Source organism: uncultured Oscillibacter sp., from assembly GCF_947654275.1.
Taxonomy (GTDB): Bacteria; Bacillota; Clostridia; order Oscillospirales; family Oscillospiraceae; genus Oscillibacter.
The window spans coordinates 50,909-71,505 of the sequence record NZ_CANTJS010000005.1; the positions used below are offsets into that span (position 1 = coordinate 50,909).

14 protein-coding genes and 1 riboswitch are annotated in these 20,597 nt (G+C 61.7%); of the genes, 6 read left to right on the forward strand and 8 right to left on the reverse strand.

Translation table 11 applies throughout. The features are described from left to right. Positions 1–143: 143 nt before the first annotated feature. The 4 genes from Q0063_RS02480 to Q0063_RS02495 form a co-directional block, all read right to left on the reverse strand. A complete protein-coding gene (locus tag Q0063_RS02480; protein WP_297870394.1) occupies positions 144–2,621 on the reverse strand; it encodes an SEL1-like repeat protein in 2,478 nt (825 codons plus the stop codon). A gap of 23 nt (positions 2,622–2,644) precedes the next feature. Beyond that, on the reverse strand, positions 2,645–3,520 hold the full coding sequence (locus Q0063_RS02485) for an ATP-binding protein (RefSeq protein WP_297870395.1): 876 nt from the start codon (positions 3,518–3,520) through the stop codon (positions 2,645–2,647). A 265-nt stretch (positions 3,521–3,785) separates the two neighbouring features. Then, positions 3,786–5,351 carry a cardiolipin synthase gene (gene cls / locus Q0063_RS02490; protein ID WP_297870396.1) on the reverse strand — a complete coding sequence of 522 codons (1,566 nt, stop codon included), beginning with the start codon at positions 5,349–5,351 and terminating at the stop codon, positions 3,786–3,788. A gap of 201 nt (positions 5,352–5,552) precedes the next feature. Continuing rightward, entirely contained in the window at positions 5,553–7,001 is a 1,449-nt protein-coding gene (locus Q0063_RS02495; RefSeq protein ID WP_297870397.1) for a nicotinate phosphoribosyltransferase, read from the reverse strand. Positions 7,002–7,278: 277 nt separating this feature from the next. Between Q0063_RS02495 and Q0063_RS02500 the strand changes: the two genes are divergently transcribed. The 3 genes from Q0063_RS02500 (at position 7,279) to Q0063_RS02510 (ending at position 10,581) form a co-directional block, all read left to right on the forward strand. Continuing rightward, the gene (locus Q0063_RS02500) at positions 7,279–8,226 is read left to right on the forward strand and encodes a hypothetical protein (protein WP_297870398.1); all 948 of its coding nucleotides are present in this window, start codon (positions 7,279–7,281) and stop codon (positions 8,224–8,226) included. 39 nt (positions 8,227–8,265) lie between these two features. Next, positions 8,266–8,916, forward strand: a complete 651-nt coding sequence (locus tag Q0063_RS02505; RefSeq protein ID WP_297870399.1) for a TetR/AcrR family transcriptional regulator — start codon at positions 8,266–8,268, stop codon at positions 8,914–8,916. 132 nt (positions 8,917–9,048) lie between these two features. Then, positions 9,049–10,581 (forward strand): sodium/proline symporter, encoded by a 1,533-nt coding sequence (locus Q0063_RS02510; RefSeq protein WP_297870400.1) that lies wholly within the window; start codon positions 9,049–9,051, stop codon positions 10,579–10,581. Positions 10,582–10,783: 202 nt separating this feature from the next. Here the strand turns inward: Q0063_RS02510 and Q0063_RS02515 are convergent, their stop codons facing one another. Further along, the gene (locus Q0063_RS02515) at positions 10,784–11,713 is read right to left on the reverse strand and encodes a hypothetical protein (RefSeq protein ID WP_297870401.1); all 930 of its coding nucleotides are present in this window, start codon (positions 11,711–11,713) and stop codon (positions 10,784–10,786) included. After that, positions 11,710–12,198: an RNA polymerase sigma factor gene (locus Q0063_RS02520; RefSeq protein ID WP_297870402.1), complete on the reverse strand. Its 489-nt coding sequence runs from the start codon at positions 12,196–12,198 to the stop codon at positions 11,710–11,712. The genes Q0063_RS02515 and Q0063_RS02520 overlap by 4 nt, the downstream gene beginning before the upstream one ends. Before the next feature lie 312 nt (positions 12,199–12,510). Here Q0063_RS02520 and glgX point away from each other — a divergent pair, with 312 nt between their 5' ends. Both glgX and Q0063_RS02530 read left to right on the forward strand, forming a co-directional pair. Further along, entirely contained in the window at positions 12,511–14,541 is a 2,031-nt protein-coding gene (gene glgX, locus Q0063_RS02525; RefSeq protein ID WP_367180316.1) for a glycogen debranching protein GlgX, read from the forward strand. Between the two features lie 9 nt (positions 14,542–14,550). Next, the gene (locus Q0063_RS02530; RefSeq protein ID WP_297870403.1) at positions 14,551–14,958 is read left to right on the forward strand and encodes a hypothetical protein; all 408 of its coding nucleotides are present in this window, start codon (positions 14,551–14,553) and stop codon (positions 14,956–14,958) included. Between the two features lie 143 nt (positions 14,959–15,101). On the opposite strand, the gene Q0063_RS02535 is transcribed toward Q0063_RS02530, so the two are convergent. Beyond that, positions 15,102–17,066: a methyl-accepting chemotaxis protein gene (locus tag Q0063_RS02535; RefSeq protein WP_297870404.1), complete on the reverse strand. Its 1,965-nt coding sequence runs from the start codon at positions 17,064–17,066 to the stop codon at positions 15,102–15,104. Between the two features lie 736 nt (positions 17,067–17,802). On the opposite strand from Q0063_RS02535, the gene Q0063_RS02540 reads away from it, so the two are divergent. Further along, positions 17,803–18,939, forward strand: a complete 1,137-nt coding sequence (locus Q0063_RS02540; RefSeq protein ID WP_297870405.1) for a pyridoxal phosphate-dependent aminotransferase — start codon at positions 17,803–17,805, stop codon at positions 18,937–18,939. Positions 18,940–19,046: 107 nt separating this feature from the next. Here Q0063_RS02540 and Q0063_RS02545 read toward each other — a convergent pair whose 3' ends face one another. Beyond that, positions 19,047–20,153 carry a M20 family metallopeptidase gene (locus tag Q0063_RS02545; protein ID WP_297870406.1) on the reverse strand — a complete coding sequence of 369 codons (1,107 nt, stop codon included), beginning with the start codon at positions 20,151–20,153 and terminating at the stop codon, positions 19,047–19,049. 170 nt (positions 20,154–20,323) lie between these two features. Next, positions 20,324–20,493: riboswitch (Lysine riboswitch) on the forward strand. The last annotated feature ends 104 nt before the right edge of the window (positions 20,494–20,597 follow it).

Here is a 20,597-nt window from a genome sequence, read left to right on the forward strand (position 1 = left end):
AATTTTTTTGTCCAACCACGACAGGCCCCAAATTTTCAAGCGCAGTGCATAAAATGTACCGCAATTTGATTGGGGCACAAAATTTTGGGTACAAAAATCCCCGTCCATGTGAGATGGACGGGGTTTTTGAAGGGGGTATCTCATCAATCGTGCTTACCGAAGAACTTCTTCAGGAAGCCCGGTTTTTTGCCGGCATCCTGTTTCCTGGCGTCTCCCTTACCGGAGACGTCCCGTTTGCCGGCTTCGGGCTTCCTTCCGGCTTCCCCGGCTTCGGGTTTTTTGATGGTTTTGACGGGCTCCGGCGGAGTCTGTCCGTTCAGCCGGTCCAGGGCCTCCTTCGCCCCCTCATAGTCCTGTTCCGCCGACTTGCCGTAGAGCTCGGCGGCTTTTTTCAGGTCCCGCTCCACGCCCTTGCCGTGCTCATAGCACCAGGCCAGGTGATACAGGGCCCGGGCGTGGTCCCGGTCCGCCGCCTGGCGGTAGAACCGGACCGCGTCCTTCCAGCTCTGGGGCACGCCCTTTCCGATTTCATAGAGGTAGCCCAGATTGCAGGCGCCTGTGCTGTCTCCCTGCTCGGCGGCCTTCCGGTACCATTTTGCCGCCTGTTCCGGGTCCTCGCCGGCGGCATCCATGCCGTGGCCGTTTTCAAAGCAGCAGCCGTAATTGCACATGGCCCTGGGATAGCCGGCCTCGGCAGATTGGCTGTACCACCGGACGGCCTCCGCCCAGCTCTGTTCCACGCCCTTTCCAATCTCGTACAGATAGCCCAGGTTGCACTGGGCCACCGCGTCGCCCTCTTCCGCCGCCTGACGGTAGAGCTCCGCCGCCCTGGACAGGTCCATCTCCACGCCCTCGCCGAACTCATAGCACAGTCCCAGATTGCACATGGCTCTGGGATAGCCGGCGTCCGCCGCCTTCTGGTAGCACTCAGCGGCGGCCTTGTAATCCCGCTCTACGCCCCGGCCGTTTTTGTAGAAGACGCCCAGGCAGAACAGGCCCCTGGGGTCGTCCTGTTCCGCGGCCTTGCGGTACCAGTGGAGGGCCCGGGTCAGGTTGACCTCCACACCCTTGCCGAACTCATAGCACCAGGCCAGATTGCACTGGGCTCTGGGGAAGCCCTGCTGGGCGGCGGCACTGTACCACTTGACCGCCTTCTCCCAGCTCTGTTCCACGCCTTGGCCGCTTTCGTACATATAGCCCAGGTTGCACTGGCCCGGCGCATTGCCCAGCTCCGCCGCCTTCTGATAGAGCTCCACAGCCTTTTCAAAGCTCTGCTCCACGCCCTCGCCCCGTTCGTAGCACACGCCCAGGTCGCACATGGCGGGGGCCGAACCGGCGTCCGCCGCCCTCTGGTACCAGCGGGCGGCCTCCTCGGCGTTCTGCTCCACGCCGATGCCGTAGTCATAGTTTCTCGCTACGCTGAACAGGCCTCTGGGGTCCCCCTGCTCCGCGGCCTTCATATACCAGCTGAAAGAGGCGGCGGGGTCCTTTTCCACGCCCTTGCCGTGCTCATAGCACCAGGCCAGATTGCACTGGCCCCGGCTCAGACCGGCCTCGGCGGCCTTCTGATACCACTCCACGGCCTTCTCCCAGCTCTGCTCCACGCCCTCGCCGGTCTCGTACATGAAGCCCAGGCAGCAGGCGCCGTCCTCGTCGCCCTCCTCCGCCGCCTTGCGGTACCATTCCACGGCTTCCTTCTTGTTCAGGGGCACGCCCCGGCCCCGCTCATAGCACAGGCCCAGGCAGAGATAGCCTCTGGGATATTCCTGGTCTGCCGCCTCCCTGTAGAGGCGGACGGCCTCGGCATAGTCCCGCTTGACGCCGCACTCGTGTTCATAGCACCAGGCCAGGTTGCACAGGGCCCTGGGATAGCCCTTGTCCGCAGCCCTGCGGTACCACTTGACGGCCTCCTCCCAGCTCTGTTCCACGCCCCGTCCGGCCTCATAGCAAAAGCCCAGACAGCACATGCCCGGCGCGTTGCCCTGCTCGGCGGCAGCGGTGTACCACTTCACGGCCTGCTCCAGGTCCTCCTCCACGCCGCTGCCGAACTCCAGGCAGCGGCCCAGCTCCGTCTGCGCGCCGGGGTAGCCCAGCCAGGCGGCGGACTGATACCACTTGGCCGCCTCCTCCTCGCTCCGCTCCACGCCGCTGCCCCGGCGGTAGGCCTCTCCCAGAAGGAACTGGGCCCTGGGAAAGCCCTGTTCCGCACCCTTCTGGAAGCACTCCAGGGCCTTGGCGTAGTCCACTTCCACGCCGATGCCGTATGTATAGCAGTAGCCCAGATTGGTCAGGGCGGGCATGTACTCCTTGGAGGCCGCCTGGGCATAGAGCAGCACCGCCTGCCGGGGGTCCGCCTCCACGCCGATGCCGGCCTCCAGACACCAGCCCAGATTCGTCAGGCCCAGCGCGTCGTCCATGGCCGCCGCCCGCTGGTAGCAGGCCAGGGCGTCGGTCTCCCGCTTTTCGTCCACGGCCTGGTTGCCCAGGCCCACCCAGTCCCCGGCGGAGAGCTCCTCTTCCGTCATGGCGTTGAAAAAGGTGCCGCCGCAGCGGGGGCAAACGTCCGGCTCATCTTCCGCGATAAAGCCACAGTCCGGATTTTCACAGCGATAGTAGTCCATTTTGTTATTCCTCCTCTATGCGTCTATGCCTCGTCTCCGCCCGGCTCCAGGCCGGCAGAGCCGTTATATGCGTCAGTCAGTGTATAGGTCCGGCCACGGTGCTTGAAGCCGGGAAAGGTGTCCAGCTGCACACCGTGAATGGCCCGGAAAATACTCTTTTCAATGTTGGGATTGGTCTTTTTCAGCTCCCGCAGCAGCAGCTTCATTTCCTGGCGCTTGCTGTCCCCCACGCCGTCGCCGGAGGCGTCCCGATTCTCGGTGAACCGGCAGGCGCACTGGAGGAAGCGGAGTTGGTTGTAATTCCGCCAGTTCAGGATGGCGTCCTCATGGACGCAGTACAACGGGCGGATCAGCTCCATGCCGGGAAAGTTTTTGCTGCGGAGCTTGGGCGGCATGGCCTGGAGCTGAGCGCCGTAAAACAGGCCCAGCAGTGTGGTCTCCACCACGTCGGAAAAGTGGTGACCCAGGGCAATCTTATTGCAGCCCCGCTCCTGCGCCCTGGCGTAAAGACAGCCCCGGCGCATCCGGGCGCAGAGATAGCAGGGATTTTTGTCCACCTGCACGGTGACGTCGAAAATATCGCTCTCGAAAATGTCAATGGGGATGCCCAGGGTCCGGGCATTTTCCTCGATGAGCCGCCGGTTTTCCGGATTGTAGCCCGGGTCCATCACCAGAAAAACCAGTTCGAAGGGCCGGTCCGTGTGCCGCCGGAGCTCCTGCATCAGCTTGGCCAGAACGAAGGAATCCTTCCCGCCAGAGACGCAGACGGCGATGCAGTCCCCCGGCTCCACCAGCTCATAGCGCTTCACCGCGGCGATGAAGGGATTCCAGATGCTCTTGCGGTAGGTTTTAATCAGACTGCGCTCGGCGGTCTCCTGGGGTGTGAGTGTTCGGGACATGGGCATTTCTCCTAACGGCAAAAGGGGTCCAGAGGCAAAGCCTCCGGTTTCTCTGTTGAAGCGGAACGATACATTCAAATCATTTTTGTGACGACATGCGCGTCACAAAAATACCGCGGCCTGTGGTTCCTTGGGGGCACGCACCAGTCCGCAGACTGGCGGGGTGGAATCCACTTCGCAGCCGTTGGCGGCTCCGCCGCCTTACGGATGCGGCGTCCCCCCGCGGGGAAAGGGGGGGGGGGGGCAAATTCCCCTCTATGAGCCATTACAGCCAGATAGCCCCCAGCCGGAACACCGACGCGCACATCTTCCGAAACCAGGACCGGCGGCCCCAGTCCTCCAGCGTGTAGGGGGCGCTCTGGGTCATGATGCCGTCCAGGTCCTCCAAAAGCTCCTCCACTACCGGCATATGATACAGCAGTACGCCGCATTCGTAGTGAAGCTGAAAGGTGCGGTAATCCATATTGGTGCTGCCGACCAGGGCTACCTCCCGGTCCACCATGACGCTCTTGGCATGGAGAAAGCCGGGAGTGTATTTGTAGATTTTCACGCCGTGGCTCAGCAGCTCCCCCCAATAGGTCTCCGCCACCATATAGGTGAATTTGTGGTGGTCCGGCACGCCGGGGATAAACAGGCGCACGTCCACCCCCGCATCGGCGGCAATGCACAGGGCCCGCTGCATGGACTCCTCCACGGCGTAATAGGGCGTGGTGAGATACAGCATGCTTTGGGCAGAGGCAATCAGCTGGAGGTAAATCTCCTCAATGGGATTGTCCGGGTTATTCAGGGGTCCATCGGTAAAGGGCTGACAGTAGCCGGCAGTCCCGGGCTCCTCATGGCGGGGGCGGTAGTAGTCGTCCTCGTTGAGAAAGGTCCCGCCCATCATCTTCCACATCTGCATGAACTGTGTTGCGAAGCCCCACACGCCGTCCCCCTGGATGCGGACGGCGGTATCCTTCCAGTGGCCGAAGCGGACAATCAGATTGGCGTATTCATCTGCGATGTTAATACCGCCCGTATAGGCGTACTGCCCGTCAATCACCGCAATCTTCCGGTGGTCCCGGTAGTTGAAGTAGATACGGTTCACATAACGGTGCACCGGGTTGAAGACCTTCACCTCAATGCCGGCATCCCGCAGGGCCTGAAGGCTCTCCCCGGAGAAGCGGGTGAGGTTCCCGAAATCGTCAAAGGTGACGTGGACCTCCACACCGGCGGCGGCCCGGTCCTTCAGGACGGCAAAGATGCGGTCCCACAGCCGGCCTTCCGCCAAAATATAATACTCCAGAAAGATATAGATTTCAGCCCTCTGGAGGTGGGCGATCAGGTCCTCGAAGAAGTCCGCGCCCTCGCTGAAATACCTGGCATTGGTATTGCGGTACAGCAGGAAGCCCCGCTTCTGGAGATAGGCCGCCAGGCGGCCCCAGGCCGGGGACTGCCGTTTCAGCCGGGCCAGGCTGATTTCGCTGTCCATCTTCTGGCTCTCCCGCTGGGGAATGGGCGGCGTGGTCCGAAGGCTCAGCTGCTTGGCCTGATGGGTGCCTCCCCAGAGGCAGAAGAGAATCATGCCGGACACCGGCAGCGCCAGCAGCAGGCACATCCACACCAGCTTATAGGTGGGGCTGCCCGGCCTCTGGTACACCCGGATGGCGAATATGGCGCCGGCCAGCACCAGCAGGGCATAGACCAGGGAGGATATTTCTTTCAGAAAGCGGGTCAGCAGCAGCGTGACGGCAATCTGGGCCAGCACGGTCAGCGCGCACATGGACAGGCTGGTGGCCGCCGAAATTCTCCGCTCGGTCCCCTCTTCAACATGAATGGTTTTCCGTGACATGCCCCTTGGCCTCCTCACTTACCGCCGCAGAATAACAGATGACCCCAGACCGGTCCGGAAAGCCGGGGTCTCTCCGTCCTGACGTCCCTCCTTCTATTATAGCGAATGCCGCCCCTGTCTTCAACAGCAAATTTTCAGCAGGCGCGTCTGAACCTATGTTTTACGGCTTACTACGGGAATCCGTCCCGGACGGAGGCGCGGTCACTCGCTCTGCCGCAGCAGGGACTGCTTGATGTCCCAGAGCCTCTGACTGAGGTCCACATAATAGGTGTGGGGATTCTCGAAGCGCTTGACCTCGTCCCACAGCGTGTCCACCTGCTGCCTGCAATAGGCCTGGATTTCCTTTAGAGAGGGCTGCCGGTATACCAGCTCGCCCCCCTGGAAAATGGGGACCTGGAGAGGCACCGCCCTGAAGCCGGTATAGGTCTTCCGCTTCCAGGTGGCCTTAGGGTCGAAGAGCTCCAGCGGGCGGGAATCGTCCACCGTCTCATCCCAGACGGTGATATAGTCCGCCTCGGCCTTTCCCGTCGCCCTGTCGAAAATCCGATAGACTTTTTTATAGTGGGGGTTCGTAATCTTGTCCACGTTTTCGCTGACCTTGATTTTGGGAACAATGGTCCCGTCCCCGTCCTCCACCGCCGCCAGCTTGTACACGCCGCCGAATACCGGCTGGCTGCTGGCGGTAATCATCCGCTCGCCTACGCCGAACATGTCGATCTGGGCCCCCTGGTGCAGCAGGTCCCGGATGATGTACTCATCCAGAGAGTTGGACGCGGAAATCTGGCACTCGGTCCAGCCCGCGTCGTCCAGCATCTTCCGGGCCTTCTGCGTGAGATAGGCGATGTCGCCGGAGTCCAGGCGGATGCCGCACTTTTTGATGCCCAGGGGCTTCAGCACCGCGTCAAAGGCCCGGATGGCGTCGGGAATGCCGGATTTCAGCGTGTTATAGGTATCCACCAGGAGGGTCGCGTTGTTGGGATAGAGACGGCAGTAGGTCTCAAAGGCCTCATACTGGGTGTCGAACATCTGGACCCAGGCATGGGCCATGGTCCCCCCGGCGGGCACGCCGAAGAGCTGGTCGGAGATGGTGCAGGCCGTGCCGGCGCAGCCGCCGATATAGGCCGCCCGTGCGCCGGAGATGGCGCCGTCGGTGCCCTGGGCCCGGCGGGAGCCGAATTCCAGCACCGTCCTGCCCTGGGCCGCCCGGACGATGCGGTTGGCCTTGGTGGCAATCAGGCTCTGATGGTTCAGGGTCAGCAGGGTAAAGGTCTCAATCAGCTGGGCCTGAATGGCAGGGGCCCGGACCGTTATCACCGGCTCATAGGGGAAAATCGGCGTTCCCTCGGGAATGGCCCAGATATCCCCGGTGAAGCGGAACTTCCTGAGATAGTCCAGAAAGTCCTCGGGGAAGAGATTCCGGCCCCGGAGGTAGGCGATATCCTCCTCGCTGAAATGCAGGTCCTGAATATACTCAATCAGCTGAGCCAGGCCCGCGCAGATGGCGAAGCCCCCCTTGTCGGGCACGTCCCGGAAAAATACGTCAAAATAGGTAATCCGGTCCTGATATCCGGCATGAAAATAGCCGCTGCCCATGGTCAGCTCGTAGAAATCGCAGAGCATGGTCATATTCAGCTTTTGTTCGGTGTTCATTTCAAACGCCTCTTTTCGATTTGGTTCTCTTGATTATACGCAGAACGCCAAAGAAAAGCAATCCCTTTTTCATTTTTCTCCCCCCTCCGGCGGCAGGCGGCGGAGGGGCGAACGCCGCGGCGGGCCGGTCTTTTGACTGAGTGCGTAAAAGGCCGCTCCCAATGGGAAAGCCGGGTTGCAAATATGTGAAAAATGCGGTATCATAAGGAAAATATTCCGGCCCATGGGCAGCGCCCACACAGCATACCGGGACAGATTAAATAAGGAGAGCGACGGCATGAGCAACGGCAGACAGGTCTCCCTGGTTATTATGGCGGCGGGACTGGGGTCCCGCTACGGCGGGGACAAGCAGGTGGACGGCATCGGCCCCCACAACGAAATCCTGATGGAATACTCCATCTGCGACGCCCTTCGGGCGGGCTTCGGCAAGGTGGTATTCATCGTCAAGCCGGAGATGGCGGAGACGGTGGAGGGCCTCTGCGGCGGTTATCTCCGGCGGAAAACCGCCCTGGACGGCCGGCCGGTGGAAGTGGCCTTCGCCTGTCAGGATTTTTCCTCCATACCGGATTTCTATACCATTCCGGCGGAGCGGTCCAGACCCTTCGGCACGGTGCACGCCCTGCTGTGCGCAGAATCCTGCGTCCAGGGGCCCTGCTGCGTCATCAACGCCGACGACTACTATGGCGCGGACGCCTACCGGACGATGTACAGGGCCCTGAACACCCTGCCGGAGACGGGCCGGGCAGCGATGGTAGGCTACCTGCTGAAAAACACCGCCAGCCTTCACGGCTCGGTGTCCCGGGGCGTGTGCACCATGGAGGACGGACGGCTGCGGGCCATTCACGAGACGAAAAAAATCCGGCTCTGCGCCGACGGCTCCCTCCGGGACCTGACGGCGGACCGGCTCCTGAATCCGGAGGCGGTGGTCTCCATGAACTTCTGGGGCTTCATGCCCTCTGTTTTCCCGGCCCTCCGCCGGTACTTCGAGGACTTTTTGAGGGACCTGCTCCAGGCCCGCCGGGAAGGCCGGGAGGATCTGGCGGCGGAATGCCTGCTGCCGGTGATGGTGGACCACCTGATTCGGACAGGGGCGCTGGAGGTGAACGTGCTCCGGTCGGCAGACCGGTGGTTCGGCATGACCTACCAGGAGGACCGCGCCCTTGTGGCCGGGGAGCTGCGGCGGCTCCACGGGGAAGGCGTCTACCCGGAGAGCCTGCGGACCTGAGAACCCATACGCGCCCCCACAGCGAAAGGAGGCCGGCCCATGCCCAGAAAAAACGCCCGCAACACCAAAAACCGCATCATCTCCGCCGCCTGGAAGCTCTTCTACGACCAGGGCTACGAGGACACCACGGTGGAGGACATCATCTTCGAATCCGAGACCTCCAGAGGCTCCTTTTACCACTATTTTGACGGCAAGGACGCCCTCCTCGGCACCCTGGCCAACGTCTTCGACGAGAAGTATGAGGAGCTGATTCCCGCCATGGACCCCGGCCTGTCTGCCATGGACAAGCTCATTTTCCTGAACCATGAGCTCTTCGCCATGATTGACGGCGGCATCTCCCTGGACCTGCTGGCCCGGCTTCTCTCCACCCAGCTGCTGGCCCGGGGGGAAAAGCATCTGCTGGACCGGAACCGCACCTATTTCCGCCTCCTGCGGAAGATTGCCGTCGAGGGCCAGCGGGCGGGGCAGCTGCGGACGGACCTCACCGCCAATGAAATCGTCAAGGCCTACGCCCTGTGGGAGCGGGCCCTGCTGTATGACTGGTGCCTCTGCGGCGGGGAGTATTCCCTGGTGGCCTGCACCGACCAGATGACCCCCATGTTCCTCCGGAGCTATCTGCCGGAAGATGGAAAAAGCGCACAGGAAGTGCCGAAACAGATTCCTAAAAACCGTCCGGCGGAAAATGACTGAGACATAAGAGATACAGGAAAACAACAAGGAACGGTGTATAGAATTCATTCTGTACACCGTTCTATCTTGCGTTCCGGCGGAAAATGTGGTATGATGCCACACATTGAACTTCGAAAAGGAGAGAGAACTTACATGTCTACTGCACAAATCTGCATCATGGCCACCATCATCCTGTATCTGTGTTTCGTCATTTTCACAGGGGTGATGATTGGCCGCCGTTCCAAGAAGAGCGCCGAGGGCTTCTATCTGGGAGGCCGGGGCATCGGTCCCCTGGTCACCGCCATGAGTGCCGAGGCCAGCGACATGAGCAGCTATCTGCTCATGGGCATCCCGGGCCTTGCCTACCTCAGCGGCGTGGCCGACGCCAGCTGGACCGCCATCGGCCTGGCCGCGGGCACCTATCTGAACTTCCTGCTGGTGGCCAAAAAGCTCCGCCGGTACAGCGTGAAGCTGGACGCCATCACCATCCCCAGCTTCATTTCCAAGCGCTATGACGAGAAAAAACCGGTGATTATGTGCATCTCCGCCCTGATTATCCTGATTTTCTTCGTGCCTTATGTGGCCTCCGGTCTGGCCGCCATCGGCAAGCTGTTCAACAGCCTCTTCGGCTGGGACTACATGGCGGCGGTGGTCGTCGGCGCCATCGTCATCATCAGCTACACTTCTATCGGCGGATTTTCCGCCGTGGCCACCATGGACCTGATCCAGTCCGTCATCATGACCACCGCCCTGGCCATCATCGTGGTCTTCGGCGTGGTCCAGGCCGGCGGCATGGACGCGGTGATTGCCCACGCCCAGACCCTCCCCGGCTTTTTCAGCTTCTCCGAGACCTATAATGTTTCCACCGGCTCCGCCGAGCCCTACGGCTTCATCCGCATCATCTCCATGATGGCCTGGGGCCTGGGCTACTTCGGAATGCCCCACATCCTGGTCCGCTTCATGGCCATTCGGAACGAGGACGAGTTGACCCTCTCCCGCCGCATCGCCGCCATCTGGGTAGTGATTTCCATGGGCGTGGCGGTGTTCATCGGCATCGTGGGCCATGCGGTGTCCTCTGTGGGCCGGGCGCCCTTCCTGGAGGGCAGCGCCACCGAAACCATCATTGTGAAGCTCTCCGATCTGCTGTCCACTTACGGCATCTTCCCCGCCATTGTGGCGGGCTGCATCCTGGCGGGCATCCTGGCCGCCACCATGTCCACCGCCGACAGCCAGCTTCTGGCCGCCTCCTCCGCCTTCTCCGAGAACCTGGTGCAGGACGTGTTCGGCGTGAAGCTGACGGAGAAACAGACCATGCTCATCGCCCGGCTCACCGTGGTGGTCATCGCCATCATCGCCCTGTTCCTGGCCCGGGACCCGGACAGCAACGTGTTCCAGATCGTCTCCTTCGCCTGGGCGGGCTTCGGCGCCACCTTCGGCCCCGCCATTCTCTGCGCCCTGTTCTGGAAGCGCAGCAACCGTCAGGGCATCATGGCGGGTCTGGTGGCCGGCAGCATCATGATCTTCGTGTGGAAATTTCAGATCAAGCCCCTGGGCGGCATCTGGAACATCTATGAGCTGCTTCCCGCCTTCGTGGTGGGTCTGGCCGCCATTGTCATCGTGAGCCTCCTCACCCCGGCCCCCGGCGCGGCGGTGGAAAAGGTCTTCGACGAGGTCAACCGCAAATAAACAGCTCCCAGCTGAAACAGCCTGCCGCGAAAGCGGCAGGCTGTTTTGCGGTTTGCCCCGGATATTTTCCGCCGGACGCCGTCCCGGACGCCTTGCCGTGCATCCTTCAGGTTCCGGATGGGGTCTCACGGGAAATCATCCCCTTGTCCGGGTCCTTCCGAAGGCCGGACTTTTTCGCCTCCGGCTGTGTCCCTGTCCTGGATTATGCGTCTCCGCCGTCCCCGCCTGCGGCCCGGATGATGATCTCCTCGCCGTTCTCCGTCTCGTGGCGCTCAATGTCCCAATCCTCTTCCGGGTCCCAACCCTCTTCCGGGGTGCTGCGCTCGTTGGTCCAGCCCATGGGATTCTCAGCCAGGAAGGCCTCTGCCGCCGCCGGGTCCGCCTTGGCGGGGTCCAGGGGCAGGGTGAACAGGGCCTGAACGCCGGTGAAGTCGTCGCAGAACCGGATGGTCCCGTCGTCGTTCACATAGAAAATGGAGTTGTTGGGCGCGCTGCCCTCGTAGAAGGCCATATAGACCGTGCGGTCCGCGAACATCTCGATGCTCTGGGTATCCAGCAGGTAGTAGTAAACGCCGTCCTTAGCCAGGCCGGACGCTCCGGCTCCCAGCGTCCAGTTGTTCACCGCCGTAGGGGAGCAGCCCGCCGCCAGGGGTGTCATGGTGTAGGAGATGAAATCAAAATCCTGATTCGTCAGGGCCGTCCCGTCCAGGCGGCGGAGGGCCAGGACGGAATAGGTGTGGTCCTTCTCCAGGTCCGGGTTCAAAACGTCCAGGTTCCGCCCGGACACCAGACCCAGCAGGGTGATGGAGAAGTCCCCGCTCTCCACGGTCTCGTCAATCAGAATGGCGTCGGGGCCCTGGAAGGCCTCCGCCAGCAGAGGCTGGTTGTGCTCCTCCGCCACCTGGGCGGGAGTCATCAGCAGCACGGCGGCGGACACGGACACCGCCAGCAGGGCGATGCAGGCGGCAATCAGCACCGCCATTTTCTTAGGTTTCGCAAACATCATTTCAGTACGCTCCTTTTCCAGTTCACGGGCGCGTGTTCGCAGCAGCTCCGCTGTCCGCTCCTGAAAATCCGCGGAAAAGGAGAGTTCATCAAAGGCGGACCGGTACTCGTCCCGATTCAGGCTCATAAACATTCCTCCTTCAGCATCTGCCGCAGCCGCTCCCGGCCGCGGGCCAGGCGGGTGCCCACCGTGGGGGCGGGCAGACCCAGCAGTCTGGCAATTTCCTTCATGGAATAGCCCTCGTAATAATAGAGGTGGATGACAGAGGCGTATTTCTCCGGCAGGGCCTGGACGGCCTCCCGGACAGCGCGCCCCCGGTCCGCCGTTTCTTCGCCGGCGGACTCGGAAACATCCTCCAGGGGGACATTCCGGCGCTCCGCCTGGCGGCGGAGATCGCTGGCACGGTGAAGAGTGGTGCGGATCAGCCAGGCCTTTTCGTGTTCGGCGTCCCGGAACACAGGCGCGGCGGTGAGCAGCCGCAGAAACGCCTCCTGCACCGCGTCCTCTGCGTCGGCGGCAGACTGGAGACGGGCGGCGGCCAGACGCAGCAGCATGGGGCTGTAGGCCTCCACGACCCGGCTGATGGTTTCATCGGTACCAAATGGAACCACGTTCCTCACTCCCTTCACCCTAAACACGTCTCAGCCCGGCAGAATTTTTCAACGCTGGAAAAAAGAATAAGCATCATAGCAGAAGAGGCCTCCGCCGGACAGGGAAAACGGAAAAATTTTGGAAAAAAGCCGCAGAAGGGGCTGACAAGCGGACAGAAATCTGTATAATAGAAATGTACTTCATTTAATTTATGATGCGTCTTGCCCCGGAGGCGCGGGAAGGAGACCGCAGTGGAAACAAAAGAGATCACCATGCAGACGGAGGAGAGCGGCGGCGTCGTGGCGCTGCCCCGCACCATCCACCTGGTTCCCATGGACCACATCAACGGCTTTGATGTGCGTCCCGGCTTCTATGAAATCAACGGCGCCACCGCCATCCCCGGCGGCGTGAACTTCACTGTCCACTCCCACGGAGCCACGGCCATTGAACTGCTGCTGTTCCACCGGACGGAAGAGGAGCCCTATGCCATTCTCCGATTCCCGGAGCGCTACCGTATCGGCAACGTGTATTCCATGATTGTGTTCAAGCTGAACATTGAGGAATTTGAATACGCCTACCGGGTCTACGGGCCCAACGACCCGGAGAAAGGCCTGATTTTCGACCCCTCCAAGTACCTGCTGGACCCCTATGCCCGGGCGGTGACGGGGCAGAGCAAGTGGGGCGTCTCCACCTCCCACGGCCAGCACTACAAGGCCCGGGTGGTGAAGGATGATTTTGACTGGGGCAACATGGAGCGGCCCCGCATCCCCATGGAGGACCTGGTCATCTACGAGCTCCACGTCCGGGGCTTTACCCGGCATGAGTCCTCCGGCGTGGTCCATCCCGGCACCTTTGACGGGCTCCGGGAGAAAATCCCCTACCTGAAGGAGCTGGGCGTCAACGCCGTGGAGCTCATGCCCATCTTCGAGTTCGACGAGATGCAGGACGACCGCGTCTATGAGGGCAGGCAGCTCTATAACTACTGGGGATACAGCACCGTCAGCTTCTTCGCCCCCAACACCAGCTATGCCGCCGGCGTGGAATACAACCGGGAGGGCAACGAGCTCAAACGCCTCATCAAAGAGCTGAACGAAAACGGCATCGAGGTTTTTCTGGACGTGGTATTCAACCACACGGCGGAGGGCAATGAGGACGGCCCCTTCTTCTCCTTCAAGGGCTTTGACAACAATATCTATTACCTGCTCACTCCCGAGGGAACCTACTACAATTTCAGCGGCTGCGGCAACACCCTGAACTGCAACCACCCCATTGTCCACCAGATGATTCTGGACTGCCTGCGCTACTGGGTCACCACCTACCGGGTCAACGGCTTCCGCTTCGACCTGGCCTCCATCCTGGGCCGCAACGAGGACGGCACCCCCATGAACAAGCCCCCCCTGCTCCAGGCCATGGCCTTCGACCCCATTCTGGGCGATGTGAAGCTGATTGCCGAGGCCTGGGACGCCGGCGGGCTCTATCAGGTGGGCACCTTCCCCGCCTGGAACCGCTGGGCGGAGTGGAACGGCCGCTACCGGGACGACCTGCGGCGCTACCTCAAGGGGGACGGGGGCTGCGCCCAGGCGGCGGCCCAGCGGATCATCGGCTCCAAGGACATCTATGAGGAGAAGAGCCGGAAAGACGCCTCCATCAATTTCCTCACCTGCCACGACGGATTCACCCTCTATGACCTCTATGCCTATAATGAAAAACACAATCTGCTGAACGGATGGAACAACACAGACGGCTCCAGCGACAACCACAGCTGGAACTGCGGGGCGGAGGGAGAAACCGGGGACCCGGAGATCAACGCCCTGCGGCTGAGGATGTGCCGCAACGCCTTCGCCCTGCTGATGTGCAGCCGGGGCATCCCCATGTTCCTGGCGGGAGACGAGTTCTGCAACACCCAATTCGGAAACAATAACGCCTATTGTCAGGACAATGTCACCTCCTGGCTGGACTGGAGCCTCCTGGCGCGGCATCAGGACATGTTCCAATTTTTTCAGTACATGATCGCCCTGCGGAAGGAATACCGCATCCTTCGGGCCAATCTCAGCGACGGCTATTATGGCTTCCCCGACGTCAGCTTCCACGGCGTGGAGCCCTGGCGGGGCCAGTTCGAGGACCACGAGCGCTATGTCGGCGTCCTCTTCGCCGGTCAGGAACGGGGCAGCGCCCCCCAGGTGGTTTATGTCGCCTCCAACGCGTGGTGGGAGCCCCTTACCGTGGAGCTGCCCCGCCTGCCCTACCGGATGCGCTGGCACAAGATCGCCGACACCTGGGCGGCGGAACAGACTCCGGAGGTCCTGGATGAGGGCCGGTTCACCATCGGGCCCCGGAGCGTCATGGTCTTCGCCGCGAAGTGAGGACGCGGTATGGAGTGGAAAGATTTCCTGCTGATGACGCTTCTCATATTCGGGATGACGGTGGCCGGCGGCGCGTTTTGCGTCTGGATGATGAAAAAGGCGGGCATCCCGCTGACCGGGCTGGGCTATTATCAGAAGCTGCTCTATGACAACTGCACCTCCGTCCCCGGCTCCGGGCGGCGGACGCCGGACCGGTACCGGAGCCGCTGGTATTCCAAAAAGGGCGGCAAGCTCTCCGTGGAGCTCACCCACACCCGGGGCACGATGGTGCTGGAATTCTACACCGAGGACGATCGGGTCCTCCAGCGCTGGGAACCCGGGGACCCCCTTGCGTTCACGGTGGAGCTCCCGCCCAAAACGGAGGTCTGGTGGCGGGCGGACATGAACCACTTCAGCGGCAGCATCTGCTTCCGCTGACGGAGGGCGGACCGTCGGCAGTCCCCCATTGCCAAACATGACAAAAGAGCCGAAAGCATCGAAAGCATCGGAATACAGCGAAGCGCCCCTGCCAACCACGGCAGGGGCGCTTTTTGAAAGGAACCGCTTTTTCCGGTCTTCCCTCAGTCCTTGGCCAGAGTGAAGCGGTCCACCAGCTGTTTCAGGCTGGCTGCCTCGGCAGAGAGCTCCTGGCTGGCGGCGGCGCTCTCCTGGGCGGTGGCGCTGTTGGTCTGCACCACCGAGGAAATCTGCTCGACGCCCTCCGTGACCTGGGTGATGGCGACGGTCTGCTTTTCCACAGCCTCCACCACGACGCCCATCTGGGTGGTTACATGACCGGCGTAAACACTGGTCTGCTCCAGGGATTCCGTCACCAGGTTCACCGCCTGGCTGCCCTCGGCAACGGCGGCGATGGAGCTCTCAATCAGCTCCTTGGTGGCCTTGGCCGCCTCGTCGGACTTGGAGGCCAGATTCCGCACCTCGTCGGCCACCACCGCAAAGCCCTTGCCGGCGCTGCCCGCCCGGGCCGCCTCCACGGCGGCGTTCAGCGCCAGGATGTTGGTCTGGAAGGCGATGTTTTCAATGGCGGCGATGATCTTGGAAATCTCCTCGGAGGCCCTGGAAATCTTCTCCATCGCGTCGTTCAGCTCTTTGACGTGCTCCACACTGACGCCCAGCATGCCGCCGGCCTGGTTGACATACTGGCCCGCCTCCTCAGCGGCGGCGGAGGTCTTTTTCGCGCTGTTGGAGATATCCATAATGGTGGCCGCCAGCTCTTCCACGGAGCTGGCCTGCATCATGGACCCCTGGCTCAGGGTCTGGGCCCCGGTGGAAACCTGGCCGCTGGCGGAGGAGACCTGACTGGCGGAGGCGTCGATCTGGCGCATGGTATTGCTCAGCTCCAGCTTCAGGTTACGCATGGACCGCAGAATGCTCTGGAAGCCGCCCACATAGGCCTCCCGATGGGCCGACTGAATATCGAAATTCTGGCTGGCCATTTCGGTCAGCAAATAGTCGATGTCCTTGATGATGGTATTCAGACCCGTCACCATCTCCGCCGTGGAGCGGGTCAGCTCCGCGGTCTCGTCCTTTCCTGTGGTCTGGGGCACCGGAGAGTCCAGGTCTCCCTGCACCAGCAGCTTCATCCGCTTGGCGCAGGCCTGCATGGGTGCGCTGATGTTGCTGGACAGCTTCAGCGCCACCACGACGGATGCCAGAATGGACGCCACGATCACCAGCACATTGATAAGCATTCCAAAATATGTATCCGCCAGATAATCCTTTTTCATGGCGGTGACGGCCACGCTCCAGCCGTCCGTCCCGCCCACCGGCGCATAGGCGGCAAACCGGGGGCCGTCCACGGCGCGGAAGCTGCCGAAGCCGACTTTCCCCTGCCGCATGTCCGCGTGGATGGCGGCCAGCTGCTTCAGGGAAGAATCCTCCTGGGCCTCCCGCTCCACATTCTGTGTTGTGATGGTTTCCAGCGTCACATCCGCGATGGTATCACCGTTTTTGTTAATCATATAAGTCCGGCTGTTTTCGCTGACCTTGACCGCAGACACGATGTTGTTCAAAAAAGTCTCCGGCGGCACGAAATAGACCACGCCTGCAATCCGTCCCCTCTCGGAATAGAGGGGCGCGGCCACCATGATGGACAGCTCGCCTGTGATTTTGCTGACCAGGGGCTCGGACACGTAGACGTTGCCCGCCATGGCCTGTTTGACATATTCCCGGTCAGAGTAATCTTTTCCGTCAAAGATGCTGATGCCGTCCATGCCGATGATATTGCCCCGCTGAAATCCGTGGAGGCTGACCCGCTCGTTGATGATGGCCTGTTTTTCCTCCAGAGAGACCATGGTACTGGACAGCTGGGAAATGCGGCCCGTGTCCATCGCCACGTTTTTATAGGCCGTCAGCTCCTGTTCGATGCGGCCCGCCGCCAGCACGGCCGTCTCGCTCATCATCTGGTCCACCGTGGCGATGGTGCTCCTGTAGTTCAGCGCGATGCTGGAAATACCCACAAACGCAAGGGCGGCCAGAACCGTCGCCATCAGACAGACCGTGATTTTTTTCCGAATACTGTTCATCTCTCTCCACCTCAATATCATCATAGCTGATCGGGATTCCCTGCCCGGGATTCCATTGCCTCTATTATATGAGCTGACCTCCCGCCTGTCAACGGCCTTCCGCTCTTTTGCGGAGTATTTCACCAAAGAAAAACCGCTTCCAGCGCCGCCGGCTGGGACAGCGCGCCGCGGCCCGCCCGGGAAAATGGGGTCCGTTTCCATTTTTATGAAAGCGGCCCCTGTTTCACGCCTGATTTTTTGCCCCAGTCTTCAAAAACCGGCGGCGGTTCCGGTTTGCACGGAAGCCGTACCGCCGCCGCCGCGGTCCGGAGGAATTCGCCGGACTCTTTCCCATTGGCCGGCCAGCCCGGCCAAAAGAAGATTGACAGGAAACTTTTCCCCCTCCCCTGCATAGACTGACCAATAGCACGCAGAGCAAGGAGGACACCGCCATGAAACACTTCGGGACCGGCGTTGGCGACGTCGACGACCTGATTTTTCAGGACTGCTGGATGCCCAGCGACCGCTGAACACGGGGACGCCGCGCCTGCGGCGTCCCGCCCGGCGGCGGGGCGGGAAACAGTTGACAAGCGTCTCCTTTCCGCATATACTGTGCTCATATTGACGGGGACCGCGCTTTGCGCATATTCGAGGGGGACATGCCCCCGCCGCGGCACTCCCGCCTCCGCCCGGAGGCTGTCTGCATATCCCCCGGAAATTCTCCGTAAACCCTATTCCAAAAAGGAGCGTGAACCCCATGGACCTGACTCTGAACAGCGCCGTGCTGGGCGTGGAGCTCTCCGGCATCCGCCGTTTTACCTTCCTGGTGCGGGATACCCCCGGCGCCGTGGCCATGACCATCGGTGAACCGGACCAGAATTCCCCCGAAGCGGTCAAGGAGGCCGCCAAGGCCGCCCTGGACGCCAACGACACCCACTATCCTCCCGGCAACGGCTACCCCTATCTGCTGGAGGCCGTCTCCCGATTTGAGGAACGGGTCCACGGCCTCCGCTACAGCCCTGATGAAATCATTCTGACCATCGGCGCCACAGAGAGCCTGTTCATCGCCCTCTCCACCGTGCTGAATCCCGGCGATGAGGTCATCATTCCCACGCCGGCCTTCAGCCTCTACGAATCCATCACCCAGCTCTGCCGGGGCGTGCCGGTGGCCCTGCCCACAGAAAACAGCCAATTCCAAATCAGCCCGGAGGCGCTGAAAGCGGCCATCACCCCCAAAACCAAGGCCATCGTCCTCACCTCCCCCAACAACCCCACCGGCTGTATCTACACCCGGGAGACCCTGGACGGCATCCATGAAATTTTGAAGGACAAGCCCATCTTCGTCCTCTGCGATGATGTATACCGGGCCCTGATTTATACGGACTGTTATCACAGCTTTGCCGAATATCAGGACATGCGGGACCGGATCATCGTGATCCAGAGCTTTTCCAAGCCCTACGCCATGACGGGCTGGCGGCTGGGCTACTGCATGGCCGACGCCCCCATCCGGGACCGGATGCAGATTTTCCACCAGTATTCTGTGGTCTCCGCCCCCGCCTTCGTCCAGCCCGCCTGCGTGGCCGCCCTGGAGAGCGACACCGCCCCCGTCACGGCTCTTTTCCAAAAGCGCCGGGACTATGTATACCGGCGTCTGCGGGACATGGGTCTGGAGGTTCAAAAGCCGGAGGGCGCTTTCTATATGTTCATCAACATTCAGAAATTCGGCATGGACTCCCTCTCCTTCTGCGAAAAGATGCTGAAGGAGGGTCTGGTAGGCCTCATCCCCGGCGTATATTTCGGCGCCGAGGGATATATGCGCCTGTCCTACTGCTATTCCGACGAGGACCTGAAGGAGGGCCTGGATCGGATTCAGCGGTTCATCGCAGCCCTGTAAGGCGAAAAAGCTGAAAAAGCCGCAAAAGTTCTGAAAAAGCCGCCAAAAGCGGAAAAAGGCCAAAAAAGCGCTGTGCCCTCCGGCACAGCGCTTTTTTCCCTCCATCCTCACATCAGCAGCAGCTTTTTCAGAAATTCCACGCCCCGGGGCAGGACGGCCTCGTCGTCAAAGCAAAACTCCGGCGCGTGAAGCTCCGGCGTATCTCCCAGACCCAGGAAGAAAAAGACACCGGGGACCCGTTTCTGATAGAAGGAAAAATCCTCCGCCGCCAGAGCCGGGCGCTCCAGAGTCCGGGGGGCGTCCGGGCCCAGAGCGGCCCGGAGGGCGGCATAGAGCCCCTCGTCGTTCCACACGGCGGGATAGCCCTCGCTGAGATGGACCTGAACGGCGCAGCCGGTCTCCGTCTCAATGGCCCGGCCCAGCGCCTCCAGCCCCTGCCGCAGAAGGATATGGACCTCCTCCCGATAGGTCCGGAGACTGCCCTCCAGCACCGTTTTCCCGCTGACGGTGTTGCGGACGGTCCCGGAGACCATTTTGCCGAAGCGCAGCACCCTGGGCTCCTCCGGAGGCATACACTCCTCCGCCAGAGCATAGGCCCGCCGGAGGAACTCCGCCCCGGCGGTCAGGGCGTCCCGCCCCTCCGCCGCCCGGCTGAGGTGGACGCTCTTCCCGGAAACCGTCACCGTGACCTCGCTGGACCGGGCCATCAGAGGACCGGGCCGGGAGAAAATCCCGCCCCGCTCCAGCCCCGGCCAGAGGTGGAGCCCGAAGACCCGGGATACCCGGCGCTCCTCCAGAATGCCGGTCTCACAGAGCCGCCCGGCCCCGCCGGTGGTTTCCTCGGCGGGCTGGAAGAGAAAGAGGACGTTCCGGGGCAGCTCCGGCCTGTGGGCGGCGGCGTACTCCGCCAGCGCCAGGGCCATGGCGGTATGGCCGTCGTGTCCGCAGGCGTGCATTCTCCCGGGATGGACGGAGGCATAGGGCAGGCCGGTGGCCTCCTCCACCGGAAGCGCGTCCATGTCCGCCCGGAAGGCGGCGGTCTCCGGCCGGCCCGCGTCCACAAAGGCGCAGACACTGCCGGGAATGGGGGAAAACGGCGTCAGGCCGAAGCGCTCCAGCCGGCTCCGGACATAGCCGGCGGTCTCCGTCAGCTGATCGTCCAGCTCCGGAATCCGGTGGAGCGCGCGGCGGTATTCAACGACAGACTGTGTCATAAACAGCTCCCTCCTGTTGAGGTATTTTTCCCATCATAGCACGCCGCAGCCCCCCGGAACAGGGGTCCGGGGGACTTTTTGGCACTTTTCACAAGAGCCCCTTCCAAATTCCGGCCCCTTTTTCAAAAATTCCTCTTGCAACGCCGGAAGGAAGATGATATGATAGCGAAAACTGAGATAGAGGCGCGGATGCGAAGATGTTCCGGGAGCCGGCGGGCTGAGAAGGGAACGGAGGCAATTCCGCCGAACTCTCCGTTCAGGTATGGGCGGAGGGTGGGGCTTGGGGAAATACCTCCGGCACTGTCTGCGGCGCATCCGCCGCAGGGGCGCTATCCGCTTACAGAGAGGCACACCTGTTCAGGGGGTGCAGGGACTGTCGGCCGGAGCGCGCTCCGCCGGCTGTTTTTTTCACCCAGCGGGTTCTGATCTTCAAATTTATTGAAA